The organism is Bacilli bacterium (genome assembly GCA_036381315.1).
In the GTDB taxonomy this organism is placed as follows: Bacteria; Bacillota; Bacilli; order Paenibacillales; family KCTC-25726; genus DASVDB01.
Genome location: DASVDB010000134.1, coordinates 1 through 7,281, shown reverse-complemented (window position 1 = coordinate 7,281; position 7,281 = coordinate 1). Strand labels below are relative to the sequence as shown.

General features: G+C 50.4%; 7 protein-coding genes. 1 reads left to right on the top strand and 6 read right to left on the bottom strand.

Going from position 1 to position 7,281, the window contains the following annotated elements:
- Positions 1–304 (top strand): substrate-binding domain-containing protein (locus VF260_09885; protein HEX7057488.1); only part of this gene is annotated, 304 nt, incomplete at its 5' end.
- Between the two features lie 71 nt (positions 305–375).
- On the opposite strand, the gene VF260_09880 is transcribed toward VF260_09885, so the two are convergent.
- The 6 genes from VF260_09880 to VF260_09855 form a co-directional block, all read right to left on the bottom strand.
- On the bottom strand, positions 376–513 hold the full coding sequence (locus VF260_09880) for a hypothetical protein (protein ID HEX7057487.1): 138 nt from the start codon (positions 511–513) through the stop codon (positions 376–378).
- Positions 514–582: 69 nt separating this feature from the next.
- Positions 583–1,110 carry a sigma-70 family RNA polymerase sigma factor gene (locus VF260_09875; protein ID HEX7057486.1) on the bottom strand — a complete coding sequence of 176 codons (528 nt, stop codon included), beginning with the start codon at positions 1,108–1,110 and terminating at the stop codon, positions 583–585.
- A gap of 211 nt (positions 1,111–1,321) precedes the next feature.
- A complete protein-coding gene (gene thrS / locus VF260_09870; GenBank protein HEX7057485.1) occupies positions 1,322–3,262 on the bottom strand; it encodes a threonine--tRNA ligase in 1,941 nt (646 codons plus the stop codon).
- A gap of 475 nt (positions 3,263–3,737) precedes the next feature.
- On the bottom strand, positions 3,738–4,661 hold the full coding sequence (ytxC, locus tag VF260_09865; protein ID HEX7057484.1) for a putative sporulation protein YtxC: 924 nt from the start codon (positions 4,659–4,661) through the stop codon (positions 3,738–3,740).
- A gap of 106 nt (positions 4,662–4,767) precedes the next feature.
- The gene (locus VF260_09860; GenBank protein HEX7057483.1) at positions 4,768–6,054 is read right to left on the bottom strand and encodes an EAL domain-containing protein; all 1,287 of its coding nucleotides are present in this window, start codon (positions 6,052–6,054) and stop codon (positions 4,768–4,770) included.
- A gap of 115 nt (positions 6,055–6,169) precedes the next feature.
- Positions 6,170–7,281, bottom strand: a 1,112-nt coding sequence (locus VF260_09855; protein HEX7057482.1) for a PLP-dependent transferase, incomplete at its 5' end; no start/stop codon positions are given.

The window sequence follows — 7,281 nt, the reverse complement described above, 5'->3', positions numbered from 1 at the left end:
GCGGGAAATTATTCATTTTCTTGAAGAGCATTCCGATATTACGGCGGTTTTCACTTTGACCGAAGAGACGGCCCGAATGACTTATACCGCTTTGCAAACGTTGGGGCGCGCGGTTCCGGAGGATGTGGAAATGATTACTTTTGACGACCCCGACTTTATTGACATTCCGCGCATTTTACAAAACGAAGGCCAATTGGGCAAGGCCGCGGTAGAGCTGTTGTTGGCCCAAATAACAGGCAGCGCGATTCAGGAAGAAAAGATTGTCATTCCGGTGGAATGGAAGGTCAATGATTCAAACAAATAAGCAAAGAGCAAAACCATGAACAATTAAAGGGAGGCATTGTGCCTCCCTTTGTTTATATCCGACTGACAAAATTATTGATTCGCTTTCTGGTTTGCTTTGTTGGCCGCGGACTTTCTCGCCGCCGCATTGGTTTCGGCGGCAAACTCGGTGTTGAATTTATTGGCGGTATTGGCGGCATTGGCGTTTTCATTGGCTTTGTTTTTTGCCATGGAAATCACCTCCCCCCGTTTCTTGCGGATTTTACTGCCCGCCATTATGGTCTACGGAGGGAGGTGAATTTATTCATCCGTCAAAAGCGTGCGCAGCCTGTCTTTTGCTCGATGTATGCGCGCTTTTACAGTGCCGACCGGGAAATCCAGCGCTTCGGCAATATCTTTATCTTTAAACCCGTAATAATATTTGCAAATCAGCATTTTGCCCGTTTCTTCATCCAGCTTGGCGATGCTGTCATACAACTCCTTGCGGCGAAACCGCTCTTCCATTTGCGCATCGACAATGAACTCCCGCGACTGGGGCGTCTCGGTCTGGAACGCGACCCACTTCATAAATTGCTTGCGTTTAATGAAATTTACCGCGGTATTGGAGACTATTGCCTTGGCCCAATGCAGCAACTTGTCCCTGTCTTTTAAACTGTCGAGTTTCAGCAAAATTTTTAACCACGACTCCTGAACAATATCCAACGCGTCGGATTTGTTATTGACCTTGGAATACGCCACGATAAACATCTGCCTGTACAACTCATTCAGCAGTTCGTATTCATCGGTTTCATTCATTTGTTCCATATCCAAAAAATGCGACCATTTCATACCGGTCTCTCCCAAAGATTCCTGCGGAATCCGCATCATTAAATACCGAAATAGAACAAACGATGGGCGAAGTTTACTTTTGTTTACCATATTGTAGCATATTCCACGAGTCAAAAAAAGAAGCTTCGTTTCCTATTTGAAAACGCTTGCTTCTTTTTTTCCTTAGGTCTATTGGCACCTTTTTCGACAAATTTTACAGTTTTTTTGGCAATTAATCGATGCGTTTGGTTCGGATGTCGTCGAGGATCATCGCCGCCGCTTCCGCCAGCGGTTTCGCGCCAATGTCTCCCATTCCCCGCCTGCGGACGGAAACGGTTTTGCCCGTCGCTTCGTTTTCACCGACAATGAGCATATACGGAATTTTATCCAATTGTGCGGCGCGAATTTTGTAGCCAAGCTTCTCGTTGCGCAAATCGGTTTCCACGCTGATGCCTTCCTGCTGCAAAAATTCCGCCACTTGCTTGGCGTAATCCTCGTATGCGGTTGTGATCGGCAAAACGCGCGCCTGCACCGGGCAAAGCCACAACGGCAATGCGCCGGCGAAATTTTCCAGGAGAAATGCCGTCATGCGCTCCATCGTACTGATAATCCCGCGGTGAATCATGACCGGACGGTGCTTTTGCCCGTCATCGCCGACATATTCCAGTTCAAACCGCTCGGGCAAGAGAAAATCAAGCTGCGCGGTCGAAAGCGTCTCTTCCTTGCCAAGCGCCGTTTTGATCTGCACATCCAACTTGGGGCCGTAGAATGCGGCTTCGCCTTCCGCTTCAAAAAACGGAAGTTCAAGCTCGGTCACAACTTCCCGCAGCATGCGCTGCGACATTTCCCACATCGCGTCATTGGGGAAGTATTTCTCCGTGTCTTTGGGATCGCGATACGACAGCCGGAAGCGGTATTCCTTGATCCCGAAATCTTCATATACTTTGCGGATCAGTTTCACGACGCGGCCAAATTCTTCTTTGATTTGGTCCGGACGGCAGAAAATATGCGCGTCGTTCAAGGTCATCGCCCGTACCCGGTGCAAGCCGGTCAGCGCGCCGGACATCTCGTAGCGGTGCATGGTGCCCAATTCCGCAATTCTTACGGGCAAGTCGCGATAACTGTGCATTTCACTCTTGTACACCATGATATGGTGCGGACAGTTCATCGGACGCAGCACCAGTTCTTCATTATCCAGCGTCATCTTCGGAAACATGTCATCCTGATAATGCTCCCAGTGCCCGGAAATTTTGTATAATTCGACATTGGCCAATACCGGCGTGTAAACGTGCCGGTAGCCCAATTTTTCTTCCAGGTCGATGATGTAGCGTTCCAACGTCCGGCGCAGTTTCGCCCCGTACGGCAGCCAAAGCGGCAAGCCCTGGCCGACTTCGCGGGAGAAGGTGAACATCTTCAACTCGCGGCCCAGTTTCCGGTGATCCCGCTTTTTCGCTTCCTCCAGCAGGCGCAAATATTCATCAAGCTGGGCTTGTTTCGCGAATGCCGTGCCATATATGCGCTGCAGCATCTTGTTGCGGGAGTCGCCGCGCCAGTATGCCCCGGCCAAATTCAGCAATTTGAACGCTTTGATTTTTCCGGTCGATGGCAAGTGCGGCCCCCGGCACAGGTCGAAAAATTCGCCCTGGTCGTAGATCGATATGACAGCGTCATCGGGCAAATCGCGAATCAGTTCCAGCTTCAACTCATCGCCCAGTTCCGTATAAATGGCCAGCGCTTCCTCGCGGCTTACCTCGCGCCGTTTAATCGGCAAGTCTTCCTGAACGATTTTTGCCATTTCCCGCTCGATTGCTTCCAGATCTTCAGGCGTAAGCGACTTGTCCATATCAATGTCATAGTAAAATCCGTCTTCGATGACCGGGCCGATTCCCAACTTGACATTTTTGCGGCCGTACAATCTCCCAATCGCTTGCGCCATCAAGTGCGCCGAACTATGCCGCAACACCTCGAGCCCCGCCGGATTGTCCGGCGTAACGATCTCCACACTTGCATCGTTCAACAATGCATGGCTAAGATCAACCGTTTTGCCGTCCACTTTTCCGGCAACCGCGTTTTTAAGCAAGCCCGGACTGATTGACGCGGCCACCTGGGCGACCGTGGTTCCGGATGCATATTCCCGAATTGCGCCGTCAGGCAACGTAACTTGAATTGACATTCTTTTCACTCTCCTGTCGTTTTTTCAACATGAAAAAACGCACCTATCCCGAAAGGGACGGTGCGTGTCCGTGGTTCCACCCTGATTCGGCCCGCTTTTTTCTCGCAAGGCCCTTATTCAATTCCATAACGGGAATTAACCGGCGCCGCATACTGGCTCGAATGATCGAAACGTTCCGCCGCGCTGCTACAAAGGGGTAAGCAACTGCCTGCAATGGAGGGACTTTCAGCCTCGTTCCCTCTCTCTGCGCATTGCGTTTGCAGCAGCCCGTGTCTTTGATTGCCGCATTTAACGAAAAAGACCTTTACAGAGATAATATTATATCCCGTCGCAGCGGCGTGGTCAAGAAGAACGGGAAAAAAGCAGATGGGCGCGCGAATTAGCAATCAATAGCCAATATGTGTGATTTTTCACATACATTTTATCGCGGGCGGCGTCATCGCGGGGGCATCTTCGTGGGCGATTGGCAAGGAGCTTATGGGAGCGAACGGTTTTTCCGCTTTTTGCCCAGTATCGGTTTGCATGCGGAGCAATACGTGCAGAGGCGCGTCCGGTTTTCAAATATTTGTTGGATCGTTTTAATGACCTGTTTTTCGGGTTCACGCGTGTGGATATAAATTTGTTGCGGCGCCACCGAAATCAGCGTGCTGACAATCATGTCCTCGTAGTTGATATCCTTGTCCGCCAATTCGGGAACAAATCCGGAAATATGCCCGGATTCGATGCGTTCCATTTGTTCGTTCAATAAAATAAAATCGTTGTCGCCGCGATGCATTAAATGAGCCGCAGGGATTTTGGCGTCCTGAATCAGCACAAAATATTTGAGCAGTGAAATAAATTCCTGATATTGCTTCTCCATCAGAAATTCTTCAATCGCATATTCAACAACTTCCCGGAGCTCTTCCTTATACGCGTTTAAGCGGAAATGCACAAGCCCGTCCAAATTCAGTTCCGCGTAATCTTGCAGCCAGCCGAAAACCTCATCGGCAATTTTTCCTTTCCTCGCAAAACACCGCTTGGCCTCGGCGGGCGCCAAGTCGGATTCATTCCCCTCCAGCAGCGAACGGCAAAATGATTCCACTTTGGTCAAATCCTGGGGATCTTCAAAATGGTAAGATTTATTTATAATCTGCAAAATCATTGCCGGTTCCACATCGCGAACGATCGAATCCGCGACTGCCTCCGCCGCGGCGCGGCAAATACGGCTTTTTAGCGCAATGTAGTGCTTGCGGATCATATCCGCATGGCAAGCGATGCGCAAAAATCCGTTGTGGCGCGTGCAGATCCAATTTTCCTGCATCTGGGGTATACGCAAATTGCGCATCGCGCTTTCCAACCGGGCAAGCAAGTCTTGCGCGGAAATCTTCGCTTCGCCTACCGAGACCGCAAACAGTTCCATTGCGCCCACTCCCTCCATTACCCTAAAAGTATATGGTCGGGATTGTGGTTATATACAAGACGGGCGCACGTAAATTTTGGGGCGTCGGATAGGCAAGTTTGCCCCGTTAAATCGCAATTTGCGGTTTGGCAAAGTAAAAACCTTGCCCCATCTCGATGCGATGTTGGGAAAGCAGTTCGGCCTCTTCTTTGCGTTCAATGCCCTCCGCGATGATTTGGCAATTGATTTCCGCGGCCAGGCCGACCAATGCCCGCAGCAACGATTGTTTAACCGCCACTCTGTCGATATTTTGAATGAGCGATTTGTCGATTTTGATTAAATCGGGTATTAATTGTGAAATCGTCTGCAAACTGGAATACCCGGAACCGGCGTCGTCGATGGCGAACCGGAATCCTTGCGCGCGGTAATTCCGGATCATCGCCGCGGTATGGTCAAAGTCGCGAATGGAGTGGGCTTCGGTTATTTCCAACACGAGATTGCGCGTGTTAATTTCCGGATATTCATAAAGGATTTCCAGCACGGAATCAAAAAAACGCGGTTCAGCAAGCGAAACCGCAGTTATATTGATGAACACCTGTTCCCCGATCAATTGCCGCGATATTTGGTCGATTGCCTTTTTGAACACCAGCCTCTCCAATTCCGTCAAAAGGTCGGACTGATAAGCAAGTTCGAACAATTCCGTCGGCTGGTAAAAGACGGTGTTTTCCGGCCCGCGCGTTAGCACTTCCCAACCGTAAATTATGCCGGACTGCAAGTTCAGGATCGGTTGAAACAACACATGAATATTGCCGGTGGCGATAATGTCCGCAAGCTGTTTGCGCGTGCAATAAAAATTTTCGGGAAGCTTTTTGGTGGCGACGGCGTGCGCATAATGATAAGCAAGCGACATTGCGGTCGCCAAAGGAAGATCGCTTTTCTCAATCATGTAAAAACCGAAGCGGAAATGCATGCGGCCATACCGGCTTGTATCCACCAGAGCATTGATCCGCCGTTCCAGCTCGTCGCGAATAAGCCTGGCCGTATCATGCAGGCGGGGCAATTGATTTTTCCGGGCGCTGATGAACAGGCAATAATCCTCGCCATGCATTTGCCGCGCTCCCAGGATGCATTTCTCGACAAAAAACAAAGGAAGAACGCGGCGAATTTCATGGCGAATCGTCCGCTCGATCATGCCCACTTCGGCAGCCGACATTGCGTACTGCAATGGATGGAAATTTTCGAGATTCAGCAAAATAAGCGCGCATCCGTAGTCGTGCTTCAACTGGCGATAAATACGGGACGCGATCGGGTCCCGCAAAACAAATTCGGGCGGGAAATATTTGATCGCCTGCCCCGATAAAGGCAGCGATAACAGCATTCTCGCCCGTTCCAGCCACTTCGTCTGTTTGCGCATATAACCTCCGTGAGGACTAAGGCCGAAAGACCCGCGAATAACTGTGGATGCTTTATTTTACCATACCTCTTTAACAAAATATAGTGACAATTCGCATAATTCTACACGACAAAAGTCACCTGTTTTCGATTTCCTCCCGCGTTTTGTCGAAGGCGTTCGCCAGGTCAGCCAGCAAATCATCGATATGCTCGATTCCGACGGATAACCTGAGCAGTCTGTCGTCAACACCAACCGCTTTGCGGATTTCTTCCGGTATATCGGCATGCGTTTGCACGGCCGGATAGGTCATGAGCGATTCGACCCCGCCCAAGCTTTCGGCAAAAGCGATCAACTTGATATGGCGCAAGAGCGGCTCCACATATCGGCTGTCCTTGACTTTAAACGAAAAGATGCCGGTGTTGCCGGAAGCTTGACGCAATTGAATGTCATGTCCCGGATGCGAGGCAAGCCCGGGATAATATACTTGTTCGACGAGCGGATGGTTCGACAAATATGCGGCCAGTTTGGTCGCATTGAATTGATGGCGCTCCATGCGCAACGCAAGTGTTTTCATTCCCCGCATCAACAGCCAGCTGTCCTGCGGCCCCAATACGGCGCCGATGGAATTATGCAAAAACTTCATTCTCTCCGCAAGCTGCGTTCCTTTTACGGCGATCAATCCGGCCAAAACGTCATTATGGCCGGCCAAATATTTGGTGGCGCTGTGCACCACAATATCCGCGCCCAATTCCAACGGGCGCTGGAAAAATGGCGTAAGCAGCGTATTGTCGACAATCGTGAGCAGTCCATGCTCTTTTGCCCACGCGGAAGCCGCCCGCAAGTCTGTTACCATCATCAGCGGATTGGTTGGCGTTTCAATCAATAAAGCTTTCGTATTGGGCTTCAAGTTGCGTTCCAAAGCAAAAATATCGTTTGTATCCACGTAGGAAGCGGTCACGCCGAAACGCGACAGAACATTTTCCAACAGCCGGTATGTACCTCCATATAAGTCCAGCGACACAAGAAAATGGTCGCCGTGCGCAAACAGCATAAAGATCGTCTGCAATGCCGCCATGCCGGAACTAAAGGCAAAGCCGGCATCGCCGCTTTCCAAATCGGCAAACGCATCTTCCAGGACGGCGCGAGTTGGGCTTTTTGAGCGGGAATAGTCGAACCCGGTGCTTTTCCCCAACTGCGGGTGGCGAAAAGCGGTTGCCTGGTAAATGGGAAAACTGACCGCACCGGTTA